This window comes from Terriglobia bacterium, assembly GCA_020073205.1.
Taxonomy (GTDB): domain Bacteria; phylum Acidobacteriota; class Polarisedimenticolia; order Polarisedimenticolales; family JAIQFR01; genus JAIQFR01.
In genome coordinates this window covers 14286-38212 of record JAIQFR010000037.1, presented here as the reverse complement: position 1 = coordinate 38212, position 23927 = coordinate 14286, and the positions used below count along the sequence as shown (strand labels likewise).

Here is a 23927-nt window from a genome sequence, read left to right as displayed (position 1 = left end):
CCTGTCAGCCGACGATCTCCACTCCCATGGAGCGGGCGCTGCCCTCCACCACGCGGACGGCCGCCTCCAAGGTGTCGCAGTTCAGGTCCTGCAGCTTCGTTTTCGCGATGTCCTCGATCTGCGCGCGGGTGACCTTGCCCACCTTCTGCTTGTTCGGCGTGCCGGAACCCTTCGGGATTCCCGCGGCCTTCGCCAGCAGCACCGACGCGGGCGGCGTCTTGGTCACGAAGCTGTAGGAGTGGTCCTGATAGACGGTGACGACCACCGGCGTGAGGATCCCTTCCCCCTTCGCGGTGCGGGCGTTGAAGTTCTTGCAGAAGTCCATGATGTTCACACCCTGCTGGCCCAGGGCCGGACCGACCGGCGGAGCGGGCGTGGCCTTCCCCGCGGGGATGTGCAACTTGATCATCGCGATGACCTTCTTCGCCATTTTGCCTTCCTAATCCCGACGCTCGGCCCCGGCGCCCGGCTCGCTCGATCGAGCGTGCGTTCGCCTTCCCGTCGTCGCCGGCCCTCCGCGGGGCCCCGTCAGACCTTCTCCACCTGCAGGAACCCCAGCTCCACCGGCGTCGCCCGCCCGAAGATCGTCACCATGACCTTCAGCGTCGAGCGGTCCTCGTTGACCTCCTCGACCTGGCCGGTAAAGTTGCTGAACGGTCCGTCCACGATCCTCACCGGCTCGCCGGTCCGGTACTCCAGCTTGGGTTTCGGCCGGTCCGCCGACACCGCGACCTGATTGACGATCCGCTCCACCTCGGCGTCGCTGAGCGGCACGGGCTTGCTCCCCGTGCCCACGAACCCCGTGACCTTCGGGGTATTCTTGACCACGTGCCAGGCCGCGTCGGACATCTCCATCTTCACGAGCACGTACCCCGGGAAGAACTTCCGGGTCGAGCGCGTCTTCTTCCCGTCCCGGACCTCGACGACCTCCTCGGTGGGGATCAGGATGTCCTCGATCACGTCCGACATTCCCATGGCGTCGGCGCGCTGGCGCAGGCTCTCCTTCACCTTCCCCTCGAAGCCGGAGTAGGTGTGGACGATGTACCACTGCTTGGCCATGGCTGCCTCGGCGGCCATCACCGCCCCACCGTCTTGAACAGGAACTGGATGCCGGAATTCAGCGCGGTGTCCACCACGTAGAGGTACACCGCGCAGATCACGACGGCGATGATCACCACCACCGTCGTCCCGTAGACCTCGCGCCGTGCGGGCCAGGAGGTCTTCTGCAGCTCGGCCCAGACCTCGACCAGGAACGTCCTCAACCGCTGGTACCAGCCGACTACTGGATGATCTCCGTGACCGTGCCGGCGCCCACCGTCCGGCCACCCTCCCGGATCGCGAACCTGAGCCCCTTGTCCATCGCGATCGGCGTGATCAGCTCGATCTCCATCCGCACGTTGTCCCCGGGCATCACCATCTCGACGCCCTCCGGCAGCTTCGCCACCCCCGTCACGTCCGTCGTCCTGAAGTAGAACTGCGGACGGTACCCCGTGAAGAACGGCGTGTGGCGACCCCCTTCCTCCTTCGACAGCACGTACACCTCGCACTGGAATTTCGTGTGCGGCGTGATCGACCCCGGCTTCGCGATCACCTGACCCCGCTCCACCTCGTCCCGCTCCGTCCCGCGAAGCAACAGCCCCACGTTGTCCCCCGCCTGGGCGAAGTCCAGGAGCTTCTTGAACATCTCCACCCCGGTCACCACCCGCTTCACCGTGGGACGGATCCCCACGATCTCGATCTCCTCCCCCACCTTCACCTGCCCCTGCTCCACCCGTCCCGTCACCACCGTCCCCCGCCCCGATATCGAGAAAATGTCCTCGATCGGCATCAGGAACGGCTTGTCGATCGGTCGCTGCGGCATCGGAATGTAGCTGTCCACCGACTCCATCAGCTTGTAGACGTCCTTCCACGACGCCTCGTCGCCCTGCATCGCCTTCAGCGCCGACAGGCGCACGATCGGAATCTGCTCCCCGGGAAACTCGTACTTCGTCAACAGCTCCCGAACCTCCAGCTCCACCAGATCCAGGAGCTCCGGGTCGTCCACCATGTCCACCTTGTTCAGCGCCACCACGATCGCCGGCACCCCCACCTGCCGCGCCAGCAGGATGTGCTCCCGCGTCTGAGGCATCGGGCCGTCCGCCGCCGACACCACCAGGATCGCCCCGTCCATCTGCGCCGCCCCCGTGATCATGTTCTTGATGTAGTCCGCGTGGCCGGGGCAGTCCACGTGCGCGTAGTGCCGATTCGGCGTCTCGTACTCCACGTGCGCCGTCGCGATCGTGATCCCCCGCGCCTTCTCCTCCGGCGCGTTGTCGATCGAGTCGAACGACCGTACCTGGATCTTCGGGTTCAGCTTCGCCAGCGCCATCGTGATCGCCGACGTCAGCGTCGTCTTCCCGTGGTCCACGTGCCCGATCGTCCCCACGTTCACGTGCGGCTTCGTACGCTCGAACTTCTCCTTGCCCATCGGCACTCCCTCTCCGCCGTCCCGGCCTCCCGAGGCGAAGACGGCTGATTCGTCCCCCCGAGCGCTCCGGCGCGTTGGCGCCGGCGCCCGCTCGCTCCCGCCAGGCTGCTCGATCGCGCCGCGTCACGTCGCCGGGACAGGTGGAGCCCATGACCGGATTCGAACCGGTGACCTCTTCCTTACCAAGGAAGTGCTCTACCGACTGAGCTACATGGGCCCGGCGAACCGCCTTCCCGCGCCCGGGCCGTGCGCGACCGCACCTGCTCGAAACTTTGGAGCGGGAAACGGGACTCGAACCCGCGACCCTCAGCTTGGAAGGCTGATGCTCTACCAGCTGAGCTATTCCCGCCCGACGATCCCTCCATTTTCCGTGCCGGCCCGAGTCATGGTGGAGAGGGGAGGATTCGAACCTCCGAAGGCCTTAGGCCGGCAGATTTACAGTCTGCTCCCTTTGACCGCTCGGGAACCTCTCCGCACCGCGCCGTCGACGCCGCGCCGGTCTCCCGTTCTTCCCGTCCTTCCGCACGCTCCCGGAACCGTCGGCCCATCCCGTCGCCGACGCCCCTGGAGCTGGCGAAGGGATTCGAACCCCTGACCGGCGGTTTACAAAACCGCTGCTCTACCCCTGAGCTACGCCAGCCGCCTTGACAAACGGCAGATGTTACCAGCGGTCCTCCCGGCTTTCAAGGGGCTGGCACGGTTTTTCACTCCGACGTGCCGTCCCTCTTCATCCGGCGGCGCTGGCGGACCGCCTCGAAAAGCACCACCGCCACCGCCACCGACACGTTCAACGACTCGACGCCGCGCTCCAGCGGGACGAAGACCCGATGGTCGCAGGCGTCCGCTAGCCGCTTCCGGAGTCCGCGCCCCTCGCCCCCCGCCACGATCACGTTGCGGCCGGAGAGATCGAGCGCGTCCCATGCCCGCTCGCCCCGCGCGTCGAGACCGAGCACGCGAAACCCGGCCGTCCGAAGCGCCAGAAGCCTCTCCGGTAACCGGGGCTCCCGAGCCACGGGAATCCTCTCGGCCGCTCCGGCGGACGACTTCGCCGCCGCTGCGGTCAAGCCGACCGTGCCCTCGAGCCCGAGGAGGATCCCCGAAGCCCCCGCCCCGGCAGCCGAGCGCACCGCCGCACCCAGATTCCTCGGATCCTCGATCCCGTCGAGGACGAGGATCAGGCCGTCCGCGCGCCCGGTGGCGTCCCGGCAGATCTCGTCAGGGTCGGCGTAGGCGACCGCCGATACCAGGGCCACGATCCCCTGATGAACCGCGCGCCGCCCGACCTTGCGCGCGATGACCTCTCGCGGGAGGTGCGCGACGGGAACGCCCTCTTCTCTCGCCTTTCGCAGAGCGCGGCCGAGCCCTTGAGTGCTGTCGCGCGCCACCAGGATCCGATCGATCGTCCGCCGACCCGCCTCGAGGGCCTCGAGAACGGGGTGGACGCCGTACAGGACTTCTCCCGGCTCCGATTCGTTGGTCCGGCCGCGTGCGGCAATCTCCCTCGGCCCCGTCCGCGGCGGCGAGCCGGGGCGCGGTCGCCGGTTCACGGCGGCTCCCCTCCGCGGGACACGAGCGCCACCGCCTGGCAAGCGATGCCCTCCCCTCGGCCGAGGGCGCCGAGTCCCTCGAGAGTCGTCGCCTTCAGGCCGACCCGGCCGATGTCGATCCCGAAGCAGCCGGCGATGGCCTCCCGCATGGCGGCGGCCCGGTCCCGGACACGGGGTCGCTCGGCCAACAGCGTCAGGTCGAGGTTGACCACCTCGAACCCGCTCTCGCGGAGCATCCGAGCCACCTCCCGCGCGAGGCCCGTACTCGGTGCACCGGCGTACCGGGGATCCCCGGGAGGGAAGTGGGCGCCGATGTCGCCGAGCGCCGCGGCGCCGAGCACGGCGTCCATGGCGGCGTGCAGCACCACGTCGGCGTCGGAGTGCCCGGAGAGACCACGCTCGTCCGGAAACGCCACGCCGCCGAGCACGAGCGCCCTCCCCTCGTCGAAACGGTGGACGTCGAAGCCGGTCCCCACCCTGAGCGAGGTCGCCTCTCCCTCGAGATGGCGGCGTGCCGCTTCGAGGTCGGCGGGCTCGGTGATCTTGACGTTACCCGGGTCGCCGGGAACGAGGGCCACGCGTCGCCCCGCCAGCTCGAGCACCTGGGCTTCGTCGGTCGGCTCGACTCCCGCGCGCGAGGCGCGTTCGAGCGCGTCCACGAGCCAGTCGGTGCGCGATCCCTGTGGGGTCTGGGCCAGGCGCAGGAGCGACCGGTCGAGAGTTCGCGCGGAGAAGCCGTTCCCGTCGTCCTCCTTGACCGTGTCCCTTACGCGGACGACGGGGATCGCCGCGCCGTGACGGAGGGTGGCCTCGACGACCGCGTCCACCACCCCGGCCGGAACCAGCGGCCGCGCGGCGTCGTGGACGAGGACGTGACGGCACGGCTGGGCGGCCGCGACGCCGAGCCGGACCGAGGCCGCGCGCGTCTCGCCTCCGGGAACGACCGCGAGCACCCCCCGAAGGCGGCGCGCGTCGTCGGCCGCGGGGACGCCGAGGAGATCCGCGGGAAGGACGACCACGACGCCGGACACGCCGTCGCGCGACGCGAGCGCGCTCACCGCGCGCTCGATCAGCGTGCGGCCGCCGATCCTGGCGAACTGCTTGGGGGTCGCTCCGCCCAGACGGACCCCTCGCCCCGCCGCGACCACGACCCCGACGATCTCCCGCACCGCTGCTCCTCGAGAAGACGTGAGGCCGGACGCTAGACCTCCATCAGGTCCTTTTCCTTGTTCTTGCAGAGCGCGTCGACGTCGGCCGCGAACCGGTCGGTCTTCTTCTGGACCTCATCGAGGCCGCGGCGGCCGTCGTCCTCCGAGACCTCCCCCGCCTTTTCGATCCTCTTGATCTCCTCGTTCGCCTCGCGCCGGATCTGCCTTATCGCGGTCTTCGCGTCCTCGCCGAGCGCGTGGACCTTCTTCACGAGCTGCTTCCGGCGCTCCTCGGTCAGGGGCGGGATCGGGATGCGGATGAGCTTCCCGTCGTTGGCCGGGTTGAGCCCGAGGTCCGAGGACTGGATCGCCTTCTCGATCGCGCCGAGCGTCGACGGGTCGAAAGGCTGAGCGACGATCAGGGTGGGCTCGGGGATCGAGAGCTTCGCCACCTGATTGAGCGGGGTCGACGTCCCGTAGTAGTCCACCATCACGCCGTCGAAAAGCGCGAGCGACGCGCGTCCGGTCCGGACGGCGGCGAGCTTGTGCCGGGCATCGGCCAGGGTCGCCGCCATCTTCTTGTCCGCCTGGTCCAGGATCGTCTTCATCGCCATGATGCGTTCGCCTCCGGCTCGCTCACCGCGCAGGCCGTGCCTGCCGGCGGCGCCTCCTGACGGCCCTTCCCGCCCGGTCCCGCTCCGGCCTCACCCGGCAACGATCGAGCCGATGTCCTCTCCGAGCACGATCCGCCGGATGTTGCCGGGGACGCGGATGTTGAACACGACGATGGGCAGCCGGTTGTCCATGCAGAGCGAGATCGCCGTGCTGTCCATGACCTTCAGGCCGCGATCCAGCACCTCCAGGTACCCGACCCGCTTCAGAAGCTCCGCCGTATTGTCCTTGACCGGGTCCCGCGTGTAGACGCCGTCCACCTTCGTGGCCTTGAGGAGGACCTCGGCCTTGACCTCCATCGCGCGCAGAGCCGCAGCGCTGTCGGTGGTGAAATAGGGGTTGCCGGTGCCCGCGGCCAGGATCACCACGCGCCCCTTCTCGAGGTGCCGGAGCGCCCGCCGCCTGAGGAACGGCTCCGCCACCTGGCGGATTTCCAGGGCGGAAAGCACTCGGGTCGTGACCGCGCGCTTCTCCAGGGCGTCCTGGAGCGCGAGGGAGTTCATCAGCGTCGCCAGCATCCCCATGTGATCGGCGGTGACGCGGTCCATCCCCGCCGACGCCGCCTCGCCTCCGCGGAAGATGTTCCCGCCGCCGACCACGAGGGCCAGCTCGACCCCCATTCCGTGGATCTCTCGGATCTCGTCGGAGAGCCTTCCGACCACGTTGGCGTCGATGCCGTGCGCGCGATCTCCGAGCAGGGCTTCGCCGGAGAGCTTCAGGAGGATCCTGCGGTAACGTAGCGGTTGATCCTTGACGGCCACCGCGCGCCCCCGCGCCGCGCGCGCGCCTTTTCGAGGCGCGCGGCCGGATGGGTTAGACGTTCTCCCCGAGCACGAACCGGGCGAAGCGCCGCACCTTGATGTTCTCGCCGATCCGCGAGACGGCCTCCGTAATCAGCTGGCCCACGGTCTTGTCCTGGTCCTTCACGAAGGGCTGCTCGAGGAGGCAGGTCTCCGCGAAGAACTTCTCCACCTTCCCCTCGACGATCTTCTCCACGACCTGCGCCGGCTTGCCGGATTTCGCGGCCTGGTCCCGCGCGATCTCCCGCTCCTCGGCCACGACCTTCTCGTCGACCTCCTCGCGGCGGACGAAGCGGGGCGCCGCCGCGGCGACGTGCATCGCGACGTCGTGCACGAGCGATTGGAAGTCGGCGCTGCGCGCGGCGAAGTCCGTCTCGCAGTTGACCTCCAGCAGGACCCCGATCTTCCCGCCGGTGTGGATGTACGAGGCGACGGCCCCCTCGCCGGTGGCCCGGCCGGCCTTCTTCGCCGCGGCGGAGACCCCCCGCTTCCTCAGGACCTTCTCCGCCTCGGCCACGTCCCCCTTGGCCTCGAGGAGCGCGCTCTTGCACTCCATCATCCCCACGCCGGTCCTCTCGCGAAGCTGCTTGACCACGGCCGCGTTGATATCCATCTCGTGATCACTCCATAAGGGCGCCGGCTCCCGCGCGGGGCACCCGGCATCAAAAAGCCCCGGCGCGGGTCGTGCCGCGACGGGGCTCGGAAGAATCCGTTCCGGGGCCTACTCCGCCGCGCTGGGCTCGTCCGCCGCGACGACGGGCGCCTCCGAGCCACCCTCGCCGCCCTGCCTCGGGCCGCGGGACGGGCCCGGACCCCGGCCGCGCCCGCCTCGTGCCGCTTGGGCCTGGGCCCGCAGCTTTTCGCGACGGGCCTCGCGGGCACGGACGCGCTCGGCGATGTTCTGCACTCCCGCCGCCGCGCGCTTCTCCGCCTCGGCCTCGCGCTCCCGCCGCACGGCCTCCCAGAGTCCGCGCCCCTCGAGGATCGCGTCGGCGAACTTTCCGGCGAACAGCTTGATCGCCCGGATCGCGTCGTCGTTGCCGGGGATCGGGAACTGGATCGGCTCGGGATCGCAGTTGGTGTCCACGATGGCGATCACGGGGATTCCCAGCTTGTTGGCCTCGGCGACGGCGATCTTCTCCTTCTGCGGGTCCACGACGAACAGGGCCTGCGGCAACCCTTCCATGGTCTTGATGCCCATGAGGGCCTTGTCGAGCCGCTCCCGCTCCTTCTCGAGACGGGCGGCCTCCTTCTTGGTCAGGTGGGCCACCCGCTCGCCGCCCGCCATCTCCTCGAGCTCGCGGAGGCGGGTCAGGCTCTTGCGGATCGTCGCGAAGTTCGTCAGCGTCCCGCCGAGCCAGCGCTGGTTCACGTGGTACAGGCCGCAACGGGCCGCCTCCTCGGCGACGACCTCCTGCGCCTGCCGCTTGGTTCCCACGAAGAGCACCGTCCCGCCCGAGGCCGCCAGCTCGTGCACGAAGGCGAGGGCCTCGCGCAGCTTCCGCACGGTCTTCTGCAGGTCGATGATGTAGATGCCGTTCCGCGCGCCGAAGATGTACTCCTTCATCTTCGGATTCCAGCGCCGCGTCTGGTGGCCGAAATGGACGCCGGCCTCCAAGAGGTCCTTCATCGTCACGGAAACCAACAGCGTGCCTCCCTTTCTGGATTCGGGTCCGCCCCCGTCAGCGCTTCGAGAACTGGAACCGCTTGCGGGCGCCGGGCCGGCCGTACTTCTTCCGCTCCACCTTTCGCGGGTCCCGCGTCAGGAACCCGGCCTCCTTGAGGCGGCCCCTGAGCTCCGGGTTGTAGGACACGAGGGCGCGCGCGATGCCGTGGCGAAGCGCTCCGGCCTGGCCGGCGTACCCGCCGCCGCCCACCCTCACGTGGAGGTCGAACTTGTCCGCGGTCTCGGTGATCACCAGCGGCTGCCGGATGATCATCTTGAGCATCTCGTTCGGGAAGTAATCGTCGAACGGCTTGTCGTTCACCCGGATGGTGCCGGAGCCGGGGCGAAGGTACACCCTCGCCGCGGAGGTCTTGCGCCGGCCGGTCCCGTAATACTGAATCGCGCCCTCTCTCAAGATCCGTCCTCTCCTCTCGGTGGGCTATCGAGCCCGCGCCGCGTCGGGGATCGGGAGCGGCTGCGGCTGCTGCGCCTCGTGGGGATGCCGGTCCCCTGGGTACACCTTGAGCTTCCGGGCCATCTGCCGTCCCATCGGCCCTTTCGGCAGCATTCCCTTCACGGCGAGCTCGATCAACCGCTCGGGGTGCTTCGCGAGGAGCTTCCCGGCGGGGATCTCCTTGAGGCCGCCCGGGTAGCCCGAGTGATGCCGGTAGATCTTGTCTTTCAGCTTGCGCCCCGTGAGCCGGACCTTCGCCGCGTTCACCACCACGACGTGGTCGCCCGTGTCGAGGAACGGCGTGTACGACGGCTTGTGCTTCCCCGTGAGCCGGTCGGCGACCGCGGTGGAGAGGCGACCGAGGGTCAGGCCGTCGGCATTCACCACCCACCACACCCGCTTGATCTCCGCTGCCTTGGGCACGTACGTCCGCATCCGGCCTTCCTCTTCCTGTTCCTTCCGGCGCGCTCGAGCGCGCAGAAACCCCCCAGGCGAAAACGACTTTCTACCATCCGGCCGGGGTATTGTCAAGAACCGCGGTGCCTTCCCACGGCCGGGCTTCCCCCGCCGGTTGCTATACTCGGCCCGGGAGGTGCCCTTTGCCCGCCGCGGAGAGCCGCGATCCCGCCCGAGTCCGGACGATGTTCGGCGCCATCGCGCGCCGCTACGACCTCCTGAATCGCGTGCTGAGCCTCGGCCGCGACGTCGGGTGGCGCCGGGTCGCCGCGGCGGAGGCCGCCGGCGGGTCCGGCGGAGCCATCCTCGACCTCTGCTCGGGAACCGGCGACCTGGCGGCCGAGCTCGCGGGGTCCCGCAAGGACGCCCTCGTGGTGTGCGCCGACTTCGCCCGCCCCATGCTGGTCCGGGCGCGCGCGAAGCTCGAGCGGCGCGGTCTCGTCTCGCGGTGCCTGCTCCTCGAAGCGGATGCGCTCAGCCTGCCCTTCCGCGACGGCGCCTTCGCCGCGGTGGCGGTGGCGTTCGGGGTCCGAAATCTTGCGGACCTCGGGGCCGGCCTGAGGGAGATCCTGCGCGTGCTCCGGCCGGGGGGCCGGCTCGTCGTCCTGGAGTTCAGCAGGCCGACCTCGCGGGCGCTTTCCGGAATCTACGGGCTGTACCTGAACCGGGTGCTGCCCGGTCTCGGCGACCGGGTCTCCGGACAGCAGGGACCGTACGGATACCTCGCGCGCACCATCGCGGAGTTCCCCGATCCGCCGGAGTTCGCCGGAGTCCTGCGGGAAGCGGGATTCGCCGCCGCGGGCTGGACCCCCCTGACGGGCGGGATCGTGTGCGTTCACACCGCGATCAAGGGAGCCTAGCGGCTACACCCCGCCCATCAGCGCCAGCATCACGGCCTTCTGGGCATGCAGGCGATTCTCCGCCTGCTCGAAGATCAGCGACTGCGGAGAGTCGGCGACCTCGTCGGTGACCTCGTCGCCGCGATGCGCGGGCAGGCAGTGCATGAACACGGCGTCTCCGCCGGCGCGGGCCATCAGCGCCGCGTTCACCTGGTACGGCAGGAAGACCCGGCGGCGCTCTTCCGCTTCCGACTCTTGGCCCATCGACGCCCAGACGTCGGTGTAGACCGCGTTCGCCCCCGCGACGAGGGCGAGGTCGGTGCCGACCGTGATCGTCGCCCCCGTCGACGCCGCCGCCTCGACGCAGGCCGCAATCACCTCCGGCGACGGTCCGTACCCCTCCGGGGTCAGCACGGTGACGTCGACTCCGAGGCGCGCCCCGGTCTCCATGAGCGAGTGCGCGACGTTGTTCCCGTCCCCGACGTACACGAGCCGCTTCCCCCTGAGCTCCTCCTCGACCTCGCCCAGGCTCATGAAGTCGGCCAGCGCCTGGCAGGGGTGGAGGCGGTCGGTCAGGCCGTTGATCACCGGGATCCCCGAGAGCCGCGCCAGGTCCTCCACCATCGAGTGGCTGAAGGTCCGGCACATGGCGCCGTCCACCCAGCGCTCGAGGTTTCGCGCCACGTCCTCGACCCCCTCCCTCACGCCGATCTTCCCGTCGGCCGACGAGTAGTAGATCGCGTGCCCCCCGAGCTGGGTCATCCCCGCCTCGAACGTGACGCGCGTCCTCAGGGAAGGCTTCTCGAAGTACATGAACAGCGTCTTGCCCTGGAGGGCCTTCGCGTAGTGCGCCGGGTTCGCCTTGACCTCGGCGGCGAGCGTCAGGACCGCGGCGACCTCCTCGGAGGTCCAGTCCAAAAGCGAGATCAGGTCACGTCCGGCCAGGCTCTCGACGTTCACGTCCGCTCCCTCCTCGATCGGATGTCACCGGGCCAGGATCGGGGCCAGCACGTCGGCGAGATCGGGCTTCCCCCTCTCCGCGAGATCGTAGGTCACCCGGACCGTCGGCTTGTCGAACGAGATGATACGCCGGAGGTCGATCGGCGTCCCGATGACGACGAGGTCGCAGGGCGTCGCCTTGACCGTCGCCTCGAGGTCGCGCGTTTGCTCCTCGCCGTATCCCATCGCGGGAAGCACGGGCCCCGTCTTCGGGTACTTGCGGAAGGTCTCGGCCAGCTTCCCCACCGCATAGGGGCGCGGGTCCACGATCTCCGCGGCGCCGTGCTGCCTCGCGGCGACCACCCCGGCGCCGTACGTCATCTCGCCGTGGGTCAGCGTGGGACCGTCCTCGATCACGAGGACCCTCTTCCCCTTGACCTTCTCCGGCTCCGACACGGTGACGGGAGAGTCCGCCTCGATCACCGTCGCGCCCGGATTGACCGCGGCGATGCTCCGCCGCACGACGTCGAGCCCCTCGGCCGTCGCGCTGGACATCTTGTTGATCACCACGACGTCGGCCCGCCTGAGGTTGGCCTCGCCCGGGTAGTATCGAAGCTCGTGCCCCGCGCGGTGCGGATCGGCGACGACGATCTCGATGTCGGGGAGGTAGAAGGGCAGATCGTTGTTCCCGCCGTCCCAGAGCACGACGTCGGCCTCCTTCTCGGCCTCCGCGAGGATGGCGCCGTAGTCGACGCCGGCGTACACGACGGTGCCGCGGTCGATGTGGGGCTCGTACTCCTCCCGCTCCTCGATGGTGCACTCGTGGCGGTCGAGGTCCTCGTACGCCGCGAAGCGCTGCACCTTCTGGCGGACCAGGTCGCCGTACGGCATCGGGTGGCGGACGGCGACGACGCGCTTGCCGCCGGCATGGAGGATCTCGGCGACCTTCCGGGTGGTCTGGCTCTTGCCGCTCCCGGTCCGCACCGCGCAGACCGACACGACGGGGACGCTGGAGGGGATCATCGTGGCGACCGCGCCCAGCAGGTGGAAGTTCGCGCCGGCCGCGACCGCGCGCGAGGCCAGGTGCATGACGGCCTCGTGAGCGACGTCCGAGTAGGAGAACACCACGTCGTCCACCGCGAGATCGCCGATCAGCGACTCCATCTCGTCCTCGGCGCGGATCGGGATCCCCGACGGGTACAGCCGGCCCGCCAGCTCCGACGGGTAGCGCCGCCCGGCGATGTCGGGGATCTGCGTCGCCGTGAAGGCCACCACCCGATGGGCGGGGTCGTCGCGGTAGAACACGTTGAAGTTGTGGAAGTCCCTTCCGGCAGCTCCGAGGATGAGGACCTTGCGCGCCATCATGGCCAGCCTCCGTGCGGCATCGGGAGCGCACGCGCTCCTCGGGGAACCGTGAGCCCCAGGGCCGCCCGCGCGCCCCCGGCGGTGCCTCCCAATCCCTCCCGGGTATCCGGGCCGGGGCGGGGGCCGGACCGGTCCGCACCCATCCGTGTCGCTACGGCTGGCCAACCTGCTTTACGGGCGTCTCCGCGGGGGTTCCCCGTCACCCGCGGGCCGTGGCGTTGGCCCGGCGGACCGAACGCGTACTATAGCAGAGGGAACGGGGCGGTCAAGACGTCGGCTCGTCCTCGAGCGCCAGCTCTCGAATGCGCGTCAGGAGGCGCTTGTAGTTGACCTCCAGCAGCTGGGCGGCGCGAGCCTTGTTGCCTCCCGCGCGGCCAAGGGCCCGCCGGATCGCGACCGTCTCGGCGAGGTCGCGGGCCCTGGCCGACACCGCATCGAGGGGGCCCTCCGCGGTCACCGCGCGGCACAGGTCCTCGATCTCGTCCCCCGCCGGAACCGCGGCCTGGAGGCCGAGGTGGCGCGGCTCGATCTTCTCGCCATCGGTGAGGATGGCGGCCCGCTCGATGCAGTTGGCGAGCTCTCGCACGTTCCCCGGCCAGTCGTGGGCGCGGAGCGCCTCGTTCGCGGCGTCGGAGAACCGGAGCCCCTCGCGCCCCAGCTCCCGGCGATACCGCTCCAGGAAGTGGGCCGCGAGCGCCGGAACGTCCCCTCGACGCTCGCGGAGCGGCGGGACCGTGAGCGTGACCACCGCGAGGCGGAAGTAGAGGTCCTCCCGGAACGCGCCTCGCGCCATCGCGCGCTTCAAGTCGCGGTTGGTCGCCGCGACGATTCGCACGTTGACCGAGAGCGTTCGATTCCCGCCGACGCGCTCGAAGGTCCGCTCCTGGAGCACCCTCAGGATCTTCGCCTGGACGCCCTGCCCCAGCTCGCCGATCTCGTCGAGGAACAGCGTCCCGCGGTCGGCGAGCTCCACCCGCCCCGCTCTCGCGGTGGCCGCCCCGGTGTACGCCCCCTTCTCGTGCCCGAACAGCTCGTTCTCGATCAACGTCTCGGGGATCGCGGCGCAGTTGATCGCGACGAACGGCGCGTCCTTCCGCGGACTCAGGTGGTGGATCGCGCGGGCGAACAGCTCCTTCCCGGTCCCCGACTCCCCCTCGATCAGGATCGTCGCGTCGGTCGGGGCCGCTTTCTGGATCTGCCGCGAGACCTCCACGAGGGACGGCGACTCGCCGATGATCCGAGGGAAGCCGAGCCGCTCGGCGAACTCCTCCTTGAGCAGGAGGTTCTCCTCGAGGAGCGCCTTCCTCTCCGCGGCCCGCCTCAGGAGGAGGACGAGGTGGTCCGGATCCACCGGCTTGGGCAGGAAATCGAACGCCCCGCCCTTGATGGCCCCGACCGCGTCCTCGATGGTCCCATACGCGGTCATGACGATCACCGGGAGGTTGGGATCGGCCTCCCGCGCGGCGGCGAGCACCTTGTGGCCGTCGGCGCCAGGGAGCTTGAGGTCGGTGATGACCGCGAGGTAGCGGCCGGCGCCGAGGGCCTTGACCGCACGGGTCCCGTCGGCGGCCTCCTCGACGGAGAACCCCTCGGCCTCCAGCGCCGAGCGCAGCATGACCCTGAGGCTGTCGCGGTCTTCGACCAGCAGGACGGGAGGCATGCCGCGGCGAAGTCTAGGAGGCGCTTCCTGAGGTTGTCAATGGACCCCGGCGGCGGAGCGCAGCTTCTCGAGGTCCGCCTTCGCGTCCTCCACCGCCTTCCGGGCGGAGGCGATCTCGTCCTCGGTGGCCTTGAGGCGCTCCCCGTTCGTCATCCGCTTCCACGCGTCGGCCTGCTCGGGTGGAATCTCCGGCCGCGGCAGATACGGGTTCTTGATCTCGAGCGCTTGCTTCTCGAGGTCGCGAACTCGCGCTTCCGCCGCCGCGACCCGCTTCTCCGCCGCGCCGATCTGCGCCTTGAGCCCCGCGGCACGCGCCTGGTCGTCTTCCAATTGCTTGAGCGGATCCGGTGGCGCGCTCGCGGGTTTCTCGGCGCCCTTCCCGGCCGGCGGAGCCGCCGGGACCGGCGCGCGGCGCCGCTCCGCGGGGTCTTGGGGCAGGCGATCGAGGTCGTCGTTGGTGTAGACGTGTCCCGGCTCGTCCGAAACGGCCGCCCCCTCGGGAACGGACGGTGCAGGCGACTCCTTCGCGGGCGCGACAGGTGTCCCGGGCTTCTTCTCGGCTTTCGAGGACGGTTGCTTCTCGGGCGCTTCTGCGAGGGCCGCGATCCCCGCAAGAGTCGCCCACGCGATCACCAGGACACCTGCGGCCATCCGGATTGCTCTCATCGACGTGCTCCCCCGAACCCCACCCCTTCAAGTTACTACATGTCCGTTTCCCAGCGGGTGATCATGACCCGGGGCAGATTCCAGCTGGCCGGCGGGAAATTGGTCCTTAGGCTGTCGTTCCAGTAGATGTCGGCGGTTCCCGCCGATCCCGGCACCCCGCCCTTGGAGATCACGCTGCCGTAGTACCTCGGGGTGCCCTCCGACGCGAAAGCCCCGTTCGTGTAGAGGACCCCGTCCACGACCGCATCCGCGGTGAAGGTCGGTCCCGCGGCGTTGTAGACCGCCCCGCCTCCGAAGTTGTCCGCGGCGCTCCCCCGGATCGTGTCCGTCAGGGACCCGAGGCTGGTGTAATTCAAGTTGATCCAGCCCTCGCCGGCATCCCACGTCCCGTTCTGGTTGACATCCCGGAACGGCTCCCCCGGCATGGTAAATTGCGTGGAAACGCCCGGGCTGCCGGTCGTCCTGAAATCGGTCATGTTCAGGTACAGGAACCCGTGCACGCCGAAGCTGCTCCCGGTGATGTGGACCCCGGGGGTGAGGTTGTCCGGCAAGGGGGGCGTACCGATCAGCGTCGTGCTCGGACGATTTCCGTCCTTCGTGTCGAAGAAGAACAGACCGGTTTGCCCGCCGATGGACGTGAAGTCCACGGCGCTCCCGACGCCGTTCTCCCTGAAGGTCGTCCCGCTGACCCACGTGTAATAGTGGATGTTGTCGCCGCCGGCGACCGCGATCTCCTTCCAGAAGTCGTAGTCGAAGTCGGGGCAGCCGATGATGCTGCCCAGGCCCTGGAACAGGTTCGACTGGTCCTGCCCGGTCGTGATCGGTAGGTAGACCTGGTTCGGATGAGCGCCGTTGGGCGGCTGCCAGTCGGCCACCGCGCCCCCGCCGAGGTACCGGAACCAGGGGTCCTCGATGGTCACGCCCGCCTCGAGGTTCGTCTTGAGCGCGGTCCAGATCGCGTCCTGGCTCGGGCTGTTCCAGCCGTAAAGAAGATCGAGCCGCGGGCTCGGCGGGACGTCGCGTGGAATGCTGTGGGCCATCTTGTTGCTGAAGTTGTTCGGGACGTCGGACGGTCCGACCGCGATCGCGGGCCCCCAGTGGACGTTGAAGCTGCCGTTGTAGTTGATGTCGAAGCAGGAATGGAGCGGGCCCATGGGTCCCGGGTACGGCGTCTCGTTGATGACCGCCTTGATCAGGCGCTCGGCGAGGATCTGATCCACCCCGCCCACGGTCTTGTAGATCCGCGCGGTCACCTCGACCGTCGCCATCCCGAACCGGGTCCAGGTGCCGCCGACGTTGACGTACGGCGGTCCGTAGACGTCGATGGTCGAGATGCGCGCCTTCACCCCCGCGGTGGCCGCGGGGAAGTTCCCGATCAGGGCGGTCGAGAGGTTGCCCAGGAACGTCTTGGCGGCCGTCGAGTACCCCTCGGTGATGCGCATGTCCGGACCGTCTTTCGTTCCGAGCAGCGTGTTCTTGAGTCGCAGGGCGCTGGTCGCCCCGCCGCGAAACGGCTTGTCGAAGACGTCGTCCACCCCGTCGGCGTTCAGGTCGACCCCCTGCTTGTAGCGGGGCCACGTGGCTCCGTCTTGGAGGTGCCATGCCGTCAACGGGTCGCCGTCGTCGTCGATCTTGCGGAGGGTCCGGTCGATCACGGAGATCGAGGGGTTCAGGAGGTTCGACGAGGAGCCGGGGCTGTCGAACCAGCGCTTCACCATCCTGACCCCGGACTCCCCGAAGTAAAGGGCCTGCGCGGAGAGCTTCTCGTTCTCCGCGATCCGGTTCTCGGTGTCGGCCATCAGCAGGAAGGAGACGCCGAGGAGAGTCAGGATCACCACCACGAGGATGGCAATGACCATGGCCGATCCCGCCTCGCGTTTCCGGTTCTCCACAGCGGTGTCGCGCATCGTCCCCTCCGCGCTCACTGGTGCTGCTCGACGATGAAGTTCTGGAACATCCCCTGGGAAGGACCGCACGTCCCGGTGACCGCGGTCTCGGCTCCCGCCGAATCCAGCAGCACGAAGCCGTAGGTCGTGGTCATGGTGTCCTGGTAGTAGGTCCACTTCCCCTTGACCTTCACCCCCGCGCTCGCGACCTTGTCGAAGACGTAGGTCACGTTGACCGGGTTCGAGCTGTTCCGGTTCACCGCGATCTGCGGCTTTGGGGTGCTGAACGCCGCGTTGGTGGCGGGAGACGTCGAGTTCGGCAGCACGCTCCAGATCGTGCTGCCGTCGAACTTCACCCCCGCGGCCTTGGCGCCGTTGGCCACCTCGTCCACCCAAGTGACGGTCATGGAGTTGATCGCGACCGCCGTGAGGCAGCCGTTGTTGATCATCTGGTACGAGACCTCCTTGCACCCCGGCGCGCCCGAGCTGCAGGTCATCGTCACCGGGTTCTGCGTGGGATTCGGGGGGGAGAGGCAGCAGCCGACGTTCGACTGAGCGTAGACGACGTGGACCGTGGCGGACCTCGTGCACCCGGTGGAGTTCTGCACGGTCACGTCCAGTCGATACTGCCCCGGAGGATTGGCGAGCCAGCTGTCGCTCCAGCTCGGCCCCGCTCCCGCGACCACCTGGGTACGGGTCACCCCCTGGCTCACGTGGGTGTAGGTGAACGTCGCCTGCGTGTAGGTGTCGGTCCCTCCGGCGACGGTCGCCGTGACCGTGACGACTCCCGCGACAGGCTGGCCCTCGGTGGGCGTCGTGAACTGGACGGATCCCGTGAAGGAACAGGTGGGATATGCGGAGCTGGACAGGTCCGACTCGTTCGGGCAGTCGTCGATGGCGCTCACGCGGTAGTAGATCTGTTGGTCCGCCGGGGTCGAGGGTGCGTGCGTGTCGATGTAATCCAGGGAGCCGACCACGTTGCCGATGTAGCTGTAGTCGAGGGTCCCCGGGTCGGTCGCCACGGGCACGGGTCCCGCGCGCCAGACCTTGTACGTGTCGATCGCGATCTGGCCGCCGTTGACGTCCTGGGTGACAGCCTGCCACACCACACGGACATTGTTGCCGTAAAGCAAGTACGCCTGAACGTTCGCCGGGGGCTGCGGCTTCACCGCGCTCGTCGCCTGGCCGGCGGCCCCTGCGGTCGCGGCGCTCTCGAGGCCGCAGGGGGTGTCCACCGCGGTGACCTTGTAGTAGTAGGGCCGGCAGTTGACCGCCGTCACGTCGAGGAAGAGCGGGGAGTCCAGGGGGAGAACCGTGGTCTCGTCGCCGATCTTGTTCCCCGTCGCGGGGGTGAACGAGCCGGTCGCGCCGCGGTAGACGCGATAGCCGCCGAGGTCCCGGATCATCGGGGAGTGAGGATCGCCGCTGACGCTCGACGTGTTCTCGGTGACAGCCGCCCAGCTCAGCCGCACCGAGCTCGTGAGATTGGTCGTGGCGGTGAGGCTCGTCGGGACCTTCGGCGTGGTCGTGTTGGTCGTCGTGGCGCTCCGCTCGTCGGAGTTGACGCTGACGTTCCCCGCGGCGTCCAGCGCCTGGATGGTGACGTAGTACATCGTGGCGGCGCTCAAGCCGCCGACGTACGCGGAGGTCTCCGCGGCGCTCCGCAAGCCGGTCGGACTGCTCGAGACCGTGCCGAAGTTCACGCGGTAGCCGACGACCGCGTCCGCCGACGGATTGGCCGGCCAGGTGACGTACAGCCCGCCGCAATGCCCCGTGTAGAGGGTCGGCGCGCCGGGCTTCGAGGGAGGGACGACGTCGGACATGATGTCGCGCACGCCCTTCATTCCGAGATTCCTGGGAGCCACGTCCGAGGTCAGATCGAACTTCCGATACGCCCGGGTGCTGGCGTGGGTGTCCGTCGTGTCCGTCCAACCCACGTCGGGCTCCCGCGTCAGGCCGACGAGATCCAGCGTCACGCGGCGGATGCTCGCCCGCGCCGCCTTGGACGTGGCCGTCTCGCTGCCCCCGGCGCTGGCCACCTGCGTGCCGTCTTGCGCGTAGTAGGTGTAGGTCATGGAGCGGATGTTCTCGACCAGCGGGGTCTTGACCGGGCTCCCGTCGGTGTTGCTCAGCGTGACCCGGTACAGCGTGTACGGCGGGTTGTCCTGGGTCAGCGCCACGTGCGGGATGTCTACCTGCTGCACGACGCCGGTCCTCGGGCTGTGGAGGTCGGCGTAGAAGGTGAGCGTGTCGGGGCTCGAGCCGTCGGGCTTGGCGAGCACGTAGGTCACGATCTCGTCGTTGCCGGTGGAGACCGTCGAGAACGCGCCGCCGGTCGCGAGCGTCGTCTCCGGCGTGACCGACGCCGTCGGGTCCTCCGCGTCGTAGTCGGCGCGGATCGTGACCGCGGTGTCGAACGCCCCCTCGATCTGCTCGTCGGGCCGGGCGATGTCGCCGTCCGGATTGTAGTTGTACCCCGCCATGCGGAGGTCGGCGTTCAGCTTGTCGGAGGCGATCCTCACCGCCTGCTGCTGCTCGCTGACGTTCTCCCCCTTCTTGAAGGACTTGCGGGCGGCGTCGTAGAGCGAGAGCGCGATGACGAAGGCGACGGCCAGGATGGTGATCGCCACCAGCACTTCGATCATCGACATGCCGACCTGCCGGGCCTGCGACCTGCTGCGGCTTCTCATGGCGTATCCTCCACGTCCGGGGCCGCTCACATCCTCACCGTGCCGACCTGGACCGTACGGTGCCTCGGCCCCTCGTCCCAGTTCACGGTGACCAGCACGCGAATGGCGCGCGACGCGTTCATGGCGGGGGGCGTGCCGCCGGGGCCAAGGGACTGCAGCTGAACCATGGCGTAGCCGTTGACCAGGCTCGGAGCGACGGCGGCCTGCCACCTTACCGCCTCGGCGGTGGTGTTCGTCCGCGTGTCGACGCTGTAGCTGGTCGCCGTCCCGTCGTAGCCGAACACCTGGTAGGACTGGTGGAGCGACCATCGGTTCATCTCCTCCAGGATCGTGCGGCCGATCGCCACGGCCTCGCTGCTGGTCTTCCCGCTTTGGACCTGTTTGGCGCCGATCACGAACAGCCCCGAGATCGAGATCAACACGCCGGCCAGGAGACCGAGCGCGATCACGACCTCGACCAGGCTGAAGCCTCGCTCCGCGTTGCGATGCATCGTGCTCCCCCTTCCCTACGACGCGACGCGCTGGTGGGTCGTGCTCGAGACCCCCATGACGCTGGTCGTGATGGTCCACTGCTCCTTCACCCCGCCCGAGACGTCCGCCTCGAGGACCAACGTCGCGGCGGAGGCGAGCGAGCCGTTCGGCAGGAAGTAGATGTGCGTTTCCGCCGACGGAGAGGTGATCCGGACGCCGTCCGGGAGCTGGATGGAGCGCGGCAGGCCGTTCGTCCCCGGATACTGGTACCGGTTCGTGGGGTGCGGAAAGACGTCGAAGTCCAGGGAGGGCATCACGCGCTTCGACACCGCGATCATCCGTGCCGCCTTGAGATCGATGGCGAGCTGGTCCGCGACGCCCCGGACCTTCGCGAGCCGCACCTGCTCCGAGACAAGGGGGATGCCGACCGCGATGGCGAGTCCGAGGATCGCGAGGACCACGAGCATCTCCGCCAGGCTGAATCCCCTCGGTGCGGACCGTTTCGTTTCCATGGGCTTGCTCCCCCTGCGGTTGTGCGGTCGTACGCTGGGCGCCGAGCCGCGGGGCATCCAATGAGCAGGAGCCGTGCCGCCGGTGACGCGGCGACCGGCGTCGGCAACCGCCGTCCCTTCAGCGAGTTGAATAGGGCGGTCCTCGGCCCGAGGCAGGAGGTTATCCGCGGGCCGGGAGAATATGTAACTTTTCGTTACAATGCGGGAAGACGCAGCCTGAAGAGCGCTCCCCCGCGCGGGCCTTCCGCGACCTCGACCGTGCCCCCCATGTCGACCACCGTCCGCTGGACGAGCGCGAGCCCGAGGCCGGTGCCCCTCGCACGGGTGGTGAAGAACGGCACGAACACCCGCGCCCTGCGGTCGGGGGGGATCCCCGGCCCGTCGTCGTCCACCTCGACCTGGAGCATCCGGCCTCCGGCGGCTCGCCGCCCTTCGATCCGGACGCGGACCTTGCGCCCGTCGTCCGCCACCGCGTCGGCAGCGTTCTGGATCAGGTTGCCGAACACCCGGCGGAGAAGCCCTTCATCGCCGACCACCCGTCCGAACTCCCCGGCGACCTCGATCTCCACCGTCTCCGGGGCCACCGCCGCCGCGGAGCGCAACAGCGACTCCAGGTCCACCGGCAGGCGGGCCGGCTCGGGCGGACGCGCGTAGAGGAGGAACTCGTCCACCGCCGCTCTCACCGCGTCGACTTCCCGGAGGATCTCCTGCGCGGGGCCCCGAACGCGAGGGTCCTCGCGCTTCTCGAGCATCCGCGCGTACCCCAGGATCGTGCCCAGCGCGTTCCGGAACTCGTGCGCGATTCCCGCGGAGAGCTCGCCGACCGCCGCGAGGTTCTCCCGGAGCCGAGCCTGTTCCTGGAGCTGGCGGATTTCCGTCAAGTCCGTGGTGAGCACCAGCGCGCCGACCGTCTCCCCCTTCCAACCGGTCGCGGGGGTCACCGCGACGCCCAGGTGGCCGGTCCGGCCGTCCTCACCGCGGAACGGAAGAACCTCCCGCGTCGCTCCCTTCCCTTGATCGAGGGACACGCGCACGAGCCCGGCGAGCCCCTCGACCCCCGCGCCGAGGCGAGCGAGTTCGAGACCCCGCACCTCGCCTTCGCCCCATCCGAGGTGAACGCGGGCCGACGGGTTCGTCGCGGCGACCCGACCTTGCCGATCCACGACCAGGACGCCGGTTGTCATGGGTCGCGCGGCTCCCGACGCGAATCGGACGAGGTCGCCGAGGCCTCCGCTCTCGCGACCCAGGGTGCCGAGCGCCTCCTCCTGCTCGCGGAGCTTCGCCATGACCGCCCTGAACGCCGATGCCAGGTCGTCGGGATCGGGCGGAGAGCCGGTCGAGCGGTCGGTGAGCCCCACCTCGCCGGCGGCCGCCGCGAGCCTGCGGTACGGCCGGCTGACCCAGTTGGCGAACAGCACGGAGAGGGCGGCGATCAGCAGAACCCCCGCCACCTGGATCGCGAGGACCAGGCGGAAGCTGGCCTCGAGCCTTCCGAGATCGGGGACGGGAGACACCGCCTCCACGATCCCCACGAGCTTCCCGGAGGCGTCGATCAAGGGGACGAACGTCGGCAGGTCCGCGTCCTCGCCCCCGCGTGCCGGCTCCATCGAGCCTATGACCGCGCGTCCCGAGACCAGGGCGGCGCGGTCGTCCTCACCGAGGGCGTCGAAACGCGGCGAGCGCGACGGGGCGGCGGTCCCCTTGGCTCCGATCTCGCGCCCGACCGGGTCGAGCAAGCTGAAGGCGCGGAATCCCCCCTCGAGAACGGCCCTCCTCAGCGCGGGGCTCTGGGGCAGCGGCTGCCTCGCCGACGCGCGCTCGACGAGCGCGTCGACGCCGAGTTCGCGCACGGCGACGGATGCCAGCGCCCGAGCGCGCTCGCGCGCCGCGCCCGCCATGGCGCCGCGCGCCTGCGTCAGGAGCACCAGGTTCACCAGGTTGAGCGCCGCCAGGAACAACACGAGCAGGAGCAGGACCATCCGGACCTGGAACGCGAAGCGCCCCCCCAGCGGACCGCGAGGCACGTCAGGGCCCCAGCCCGAGGAGGCGCAGGTAGGTCTCGGTGGCGCGTCCCGAGGCGAGAAGGGCGGCGAAGGCCGCCGGAGCGAGGAAACAGCCGAACGGCAACGTGTCGCGAAGCGACCGGCCGCGAAGCGGGATCGCCGCGAGCCCAACCGCGGCTCCAGCCACCGAGGCGGCGAGGAGCGTGAACAGGACGCCCCGGGGCCCCGAGAAGGCGCCGACCAGCGCCATCATCTTGACGTCGCCCATTCCCATCGCCTCGACGCCCCGGAGCCGGCCGTAAACGGCGCCGATCACCCAGAGCAGCGCGGATCCGAGGGCTGCGCCGCCGAGGGAGAGCAGGATCCGGCCGAATCCGCAGCCTCCGAGGAACGGATTGAGCCAGGCGAGGCCGACCCCGAGCGCGGTGCCGGTGAGCGTCACCGCGTCGGGAAGCAGGCCGCGATCGAGGTCGGTGAAGAAGAGCACGATGAGCATCCATCCGAGGAGCGCGGACACCGCCCACGCCGCCCCCGGACCGTAGGCGAGCCAAAGACCGAGGAGCAGTCCGCCGCCGAGGGCCTCGACCAGCGGGTACCGCCACGAGATTCTCTCCCGGCACGCGGCGCATCTCCCCCTGAGCGCGATCCAGGACAGGATCGGGACGTTCTGAAACCAGCGGATGGGCGTCCCGCAGCGCGGGCAGCGGGAACCCGGGAACGCCACGCTCTCGCCGAGGGGGAGGCGGTGGATGCACACGTTCAGGAACGAGCCGATCACGAGCCCCACCGCGAGCACGAGGGCCGCGGCGGCGGTCTCCGGAACGAGGGCCATCACCTCGCCTCGAGGACCCCGCCGGTGCGGGACGCGACAAGGCCCGTCGCGGGATCGTAGAGGTAGGCGTGGCCATCCGGGTCACGCGGTTCCGCTCGGAGGAAGCCGGTGCGAACGACGTCCTCGATCTTCCGTGGGAGGCGCCCCTCCCGCACGCGGAATGCCGCGACCGCCGAGGCGAGATCGGCGAGGTCCGCCCGGATCGTGAGGCCGCGGATCTGTCGCTCGGCGATCCCCCTCGAGGCCGCGTCTCCTCGAGGATCGCGCAGGACCTCGTCCCACAGACGGATGGACTCGCGCAGGTCCCCCTTCTTCGCGATGATCCCCGCCTTCATCCGGAGCGGGAGCGCCGGTGCGCCGGGCGACCGGCTCGAGCGGTCGAAGTAGTCCGCGGCTCGCTCGTACTGTCGCGCCCGGTAGCACTCGAACCCCGCGAGGTACGGGAGGACCCAGGCGGTCGGGTTGTTGTGGAACCCCTTGTCGAGCACCCGGAGGCCCGCCTCGAGGTCCGCGGCCTCGGCGATCAGGATCATCGCGCCGAGCCAGTACGGATCCACGTAGTGCGGATCGAGGTCCGCGATCACGCTCCCGAAGACGTGCTCGACGAATCGGAACCGGTCCTTGCGCTCGTAGTCCGAGTAGTGCTGGATGGCCCACACGTAGACGAGATCGGCCGCGAGGGACGCATGCCCCAGGCTCATCGCCCGGAGGTGCTCGCCGTTCGGGAGGTAGAGCAGGGAAACGTCGCTTCCCCGGGACCCCGACTGGAGGGTGACGAGGCGGCCGCGAGAGGCCGCGGCCAGCAAGGCGGCCGCGACGAGTAGCGCGAGGGTCAGGAGCCTCCTCACGTCCGG

General features: G+C 69.5%; 24 protein-coding genes and 4 tRNA genes. 1 reads left to right on the top strand and 27 read right to left on the bottom strand.

The annotated features are described in order from the left end of the window. Nucleotides 1-4 precede the first annotated feature (4 nt). The 16 genes from rplK to rplM form a co-directional block, all read right to left on the bottom strand. Nucleotides 5-430, bottom strand: coding sequence for a 50S ribosomal protein L11 (gene rplK, locus LAO51_09815; protein ID MBZ5639033.1), 426 nt, complete (start codon nucleotides 428-430; stop codon nucleotides 5-7). A 98-nt stretch (nucleotides 431-528) separates the two neighbouring features. Continuing rightward, on the bottom strand, nucleotides 529-1059 hold the full coding sequence (gene nusG / locus LAO51_09810) for a transcription termination/antitermination protein NusG (GenBank protein MBZ5639032.1): 531 nt from the start codon (nucleotides 1057-1059) through the stop codon (nucleotides 529-531). Between the two features lie 17 nt (nucleotides 1060-1076). Continuing rightward, on the bottom strand, nucleotides 1077-1262 hold the full coding sequence (gene secE / locus LAO51_09805; GenBank protein MBZ5639031.1) for a preprotein translocase subunit SecE: 186 nt from the start codon (nucleotides 1260-1262) through the stop codon (nucleotides 1077-1079). Between the two features lie 17 nt (nucleotides 1263-1279). Beyond that, on the bottom strand, nucleotides 1280-2467 hold the full coding sequence (gene tuf / locus LAO51_09800; GenBank protein MBZ5639030.1) for an elongation factor Tu: 1188 nt from the start codon (nucleotides 2465-2467) through the stop codon (nucleotides 1280-1282). A 141-nt stretch (nucleotides 2468-2608) separates the two neighbouring features. After that, nucleotides 2609-2684, bottom strand: a tRNA-Thr gene (locus LAO51_09795). 56 nt (nucleotides 2685-2740) lie between these two features. After that, a tRNA-Gly gene (locus LAO51_09790) sits at nucleotides 2741-2816 on the bottom strand. A gap of 37 nt (nucleotides 2817-2853) precedes the next feature. Further along, a tRNA-Tyr gene (locus LAO51_09785) sits at nucleotides 2854-2940 on the bottom strand. Nucleotides 2941-3032: 92 nt separating this feature from the next. Then, nucleotides 3033-3107 (bottom strand) — tRNA-Thr (locus LAO51_09780). Nucleotides 3108-3171: 64 nt separating this feature from the next. Beyond that, the gene (locus LAO51_09775; GenBank protein ID MBZ5639029.1) at nucleotides 3172-4014 is read right to left on the bottom strand and encodes an RNA methyltransferase; all 843 of its coding nucleotides are present in this window, start codon (nucleotides 4012-4014) and stop codon (nucleotides 3172-3174) included. After that, the gene (ispD, locus tag LAO51_09770) at nucleotides 4011-5174 is read right to left on the bottom strand and encodes a 2-C-methyl-D-erythritol 4-phosphate cytidylyltransferase (protein MBZ5639028.1); all 1164 of its coding nucleotides are present in this window, start codon (nucleotides 5172-5174) and stop codon (nucleotides 4011-4013) included. Before ispD ends, LAO51_09775 begins: the two co-directional genes overlap by 4 nt. 41 nt (nucleotides 5175-5215) lie before the next feature. Continuing rightward, nucleotides 5216-5776, bottom strand: coding sequence for a ribosome recycling factor (gene frr, locus LAO51_09765; GenBank protein ID MBZ5639027.1), 561 nt, complete (start codon nucleotides 5774-5776; stop codon nucleotides 5216-5218). A gap of 90 nt (nucleotides 5777-5866) precedes the next feature. Then, nucleotides 5867-6595 (bottom strand): UMP kinase, encoded by a 729-nt coding sequence (gene pyrH / locus LAO51_09760; GenBank protein MBZ5639026.1) that lies wholly within the window; start codon nucleotides 6593-6595, stop codon nucleotides 5867-5869. Nucleotides 6596-6647: 52 nt separating this feature from the next. Beyond that, on the bottom strand, nucleotides 6648-7247 hold the full coding sequence (tsf, locus tag LAO51_09755) for a translation elongation factor Ts (GenBank protein ID MBZ5639025.1): 600 nt from the start codon (nucleotides 7245-7247) through the stop codon (nucleotides 6648-6650). Nucleotides 7248-7355: 108 nt separating this feature from the next. Next, on the bottom strand, nucleotides 7356-8279 hold the full coding sequence (gene rpsB / locus LAO51_09750; GenBank protein ID MBZ5639024.1) for a 30S ribosomal protein S2: 924 nt from the start codon (nucleotides 8277-8279) through the stop codon (nucleotides 7356-7358). Between the two features lie 37 nt (nucleotides 8280-8316). Then, nucleotides 8317-8718 (bottom strand): 30S ribosomal protein S9, encoded by a 402-nt coding sequence (gene rpsI, locus LAO51_09745; GenBank protein MBZ5639023.1) that lies wholly within the window; start codon nucleotides 8716-8718, stop codon nucleotides 8317-8319. 21 nt (nucleotides 8719-8739) lie between these two features. Further along, complete coding sequence (gene rplM, locus LAO51_09740) at nucleotides 8740-9189, bottom strand: 50S ribosomal protein L13 (GenBank protein MBZ5639022.1); 450 nt, start codon at nucleotides 9187-9189, stop codon at nucleotides 8740-8742. Nucleotides 9190-9395: 206 nt separating this feature from the next. Between rplM and LAO51_09735 the strand changes: the two genes are divergently transcribed. Next, the gene (locus tag LAO51_09735) at nucleotides 9396-10070 is read left to right on the top strand and encodes a ubiquinone/menaquinone biosynthesis methyltransferase (GenBank protein MBZ5639021.1); all 675 of its coding nucleotides are present in this window, start codon (nucleotides 9396-9398) and stop codon (nucleotides 10068-10070) included. Nucleotides 10071-10073: 3 nt separating this feature from the next. Here LAO51_09735 and argF read toward each other — a convergent pair whose 3' ends face one another. The 11 genes from argF to LAO51_09680 all read right to left on the bottom strand — a co-directional run bounded on the left by argF (nucleotide 10074) and on the right by LAO51_09680 (nucleotide 23921). Continuing rightward, the gene (argF, locus tag LAO51_09730) at nucleotides 10074-10994 is read right to left on the bottom strand and encodes an ornithine carbamoyltransferase (GenBank protein MBZ5639020.1); all 921 of its coding nucleotides are present in this window, start codon (nucleotides 10992-10994) and stop codon (nucleotides 10074-10076) included. A 39-nt stretch (nucleotides 10995-11033) separates the two neighbouring features. After that, a complete protein-coding gene (locus LAO51_09725; protein MBZ5639019.1) occupies nucleotides 11034-12350 on the bottom strand; it encodes a cyclic 2,3-diphosphoglycerate synthase in 1317 nt (438 codons plus the stop codon). A 268-nt stretch (nucleotides 12351-12618) separates the two neighbouring features. Further along, on the bottom strand, nucleotides 12619-14013 hold the full coding sequence (locus tag LAO51_09720) for a sigma-54 dependent transcriptional regulator (GenBank protein ID MBZ5639018.1): 1395 nt from the start codon (nucleotides 14011-14013) through the stop codon (nucleotides 12619-12621). Nucleotides 14014-14049: 36 nt separating this feature from the next. After that, the gene (locus LAO51_09715; GenBank protein MBZ5639017.1) at nucleotides 14050-14679 is read right to left on the bottom strand and encodes a hypothetical protein; all 630 of its coding nucleotides are present in this window, start codon (nucleotides 14677-14679) and stop codon (nucleotides 14050-14052) included. Nucleotides 14680-14714: 35 nt separating this feature from the next. After that, on the bottom strand, nucleotides 14715-16586 hold the full coding sequence (locus LAO51_09710) for a pilus assembly PilX N-terminal domain-containing protein (protein ID MBZ5639016.1): 1872 nt from the start codon (nucleotides 16584-16586) through the stop codon (nucleotides 14715-14717). A gap of 14 nt (nucleotides 16587-16600) precedes the next feature. Beyond that, nucleotides 16601-19255: a prepilin-type N-terminal cleavage/methylation domain-containing protein gene (locus LAO51_09705; GenBank protein MBZ5639015.1), complete on the bottom strand. Its 2655-nt coding sequence runs from the start codon at nucleotides 19253-19255 to the stop codon at nucleotides 16601-16603. A 26-nt stretch (nucleotides 19256-19281) separates the two neighbouring features. After that, a complete protein-coding gene (locus LAO51_09700) occupies nucleotides 19282-19746 on the bottom strand; it encodes a hypothetical protein (GenBank protein MBZ5639014.1) in 465 nt (154 codons plus the stop codon). A gap of 15 nt (nucleotides 19747-19761) precedes the next feature. Beyond that, nucleotides 19762-20238, bottom strand: coding sequence for a prepilin-type N-terminal cleavage/methylation domain-containing protein (locus tag LAO51_09695; protein MBZ5639013.1), 477 nt, complete (start codon nucleotides 20236-20238; stop codon nucleotides 19762-19764). Nucleotides 20239-20432: 194 nt separating this feature from the next. Beyond that, on the bottom strand, nucleotides 20433-22262 hold the full coding sequence (locus LAO51_09690; protein MBZ5639012.1) for a PAS domain-containing protein: 1830 nt from the start codon (nucleotides 22260-22262) through the stop codon (nucleotides 20433-20435). A gap of 1 nt (nucleotide 22263) precedes the next feature. Then, nucleotides 22264-23073, bottom strand: a complete 810-nt coding sequence (locus LAO51_09685) for a prepilin peptidase (protein MBZ5639011.1) — start codon at nucleotides 23071-23073, stop codon at nucleotides 22264-22266. After that, entirely contained in the window at nucleotides 23073-23921 is an 849-nt protein-coding gene (locus tag LAO51_09680) for a hypothetical protein (protein MBZ5639010.1), read from the bottom strand. The genes LAO51_09685 and LAO51_09680 overlap by 1 nt, the downstream gene beginning before the upstream one ends. Nucleotides 23922-23927: the final 6 nt, after the last annotated feature.